We start from the raw sequence: 1240 nt of genomic DNA, 5'->3' as shown, positions 1-1240 counted from the left end.
ACTCCGAGAAGTACCAACTACGGCCCCGCGACTGGGAGTCCGCCGCCCGCGAGGGCCGCACCATCGCACCGCTCATCACCCGCCTCAACACCGTCCGCCGCGAGCACCCGGCGCTCCAGCGCCTGCGCAACCTCCGCTTCCACCAGACCGACAACGACGCCGTGCTCGCCTACAGCAAGAGCACGGGGACGGACACGGTCATCGTGGTCGTCAATCTCGACCCGCATCACGCCCAGGAGGCCACGGTCGAGTTGGACATGCCGCGACTCGGCCTGGACTGGCACGCCGACCTGTCCGTCCACGACGAACTGACGGGCGAGACGTACCGGTGGGGCAGGACCAACTTCGTGCGCCTCACGCCGGGCCGGACGCCGGCGCATGTGCTCCACGTCCAGCGACCGGCGCACCGGAACGAAGGGGCCGCAGCGTCATGACCGTCAACGAACCCGTACTGGACACCTTCGAGGACACCCCGGCCCGGGACCGGGACCCGCAGTGGTTCAAGCGTGCCGTCTTCTACGAGGTCCTGGTCCGCTCCTTCCAGGACAGCGACGGGGACGGCGTCGGCGACCTCAAGGGCCTGACCGCCAAGCTCGACTACCTCCAGTGGCTCGGCGTCGACTGCCTGTGGCTCCCACCGTTCTTCAAGTCACCCTTGAGAGACGGCGGTTACGACGTCTCCGACTACACCGCCGTACTCCCCGAGTTCGGCGACCTCGCCGACTTCGTGGAGTTCGTGGACGCCGCCCACCAGCGCGGCATGCGCGTGATCATCGACTTTGTCATGAACCACACCAGCGACCAGCACGCGTGGTTCCAGGAGTCGCGCAAGGACCCCGACGGCCCCTACGGGGACTACTACGTCTGGGCCGACGACGACAAACGGTACGAGGACGCGCGGATCATCTTCGTGGACACGGAGGCGTCCAACTGGACGTACGACCCGGTACGCAAGCAGTACTACTTCCACCGCTTCTTCTCCCACCAGCCGGACCTCAACTACGAGAACCCGGCGGTGCAGGAGGAGATCCTGGCCGCCCTGCGCTTCTGGCTGGACCTGGGCATCGACGGCTACCGGCTGGACGCGGTCCCCTACCTCTACGCGGCCGAGGGCACCAACTGCGAGAACCTGCCCGCCACCCACCAGTTCCTGAAGCGGGTGCGCAAGGAGATCGACACCCAGTACCCGGACACCGTGCTGCTGGCGGAGGCCAACCAGTGGCCCGAGGACGTGGTCGAC

General features: G+C 67.3%; 2 protein-coding genes. Both read left to right on the top strand.

Annotated elements, in window-relative coordinates; translation table 11 throughout:
• Positions 1 to 434, top strand: a 434-nt coding sequence (locus AB0927_RS40970; protein ID WP_366672964.1) for an alpha-glucosidase C-terminal domain-containing protein, incomplete at its 5' end; no start/stop codon positions are given.
• On the top strand, positions 431 to 1240 hold an 810-nt coding region (locus tag AB0927_RS40965; RefSeq protein WP_366672963.1), incomplete at its 3' end, for an alpha-amylase family glycosyl hydrolase. The genes AB0927_RS40970 and AB0927_RS40965, both read left to right, overlap by 4 nt.

Origin of the sequence: Streptomyces sp. NPDC048106 (assembly GCF_040706415.1) — a bacterium.
Classification (GTDB): Bacteria; Actinomycetota; Actinomycetes; order Streptomycetales; family Streptomycetaceae; genus Streptomyces.
This window is presented reverse-complemented; position numbering and strand designations above follow the sequence as displayed.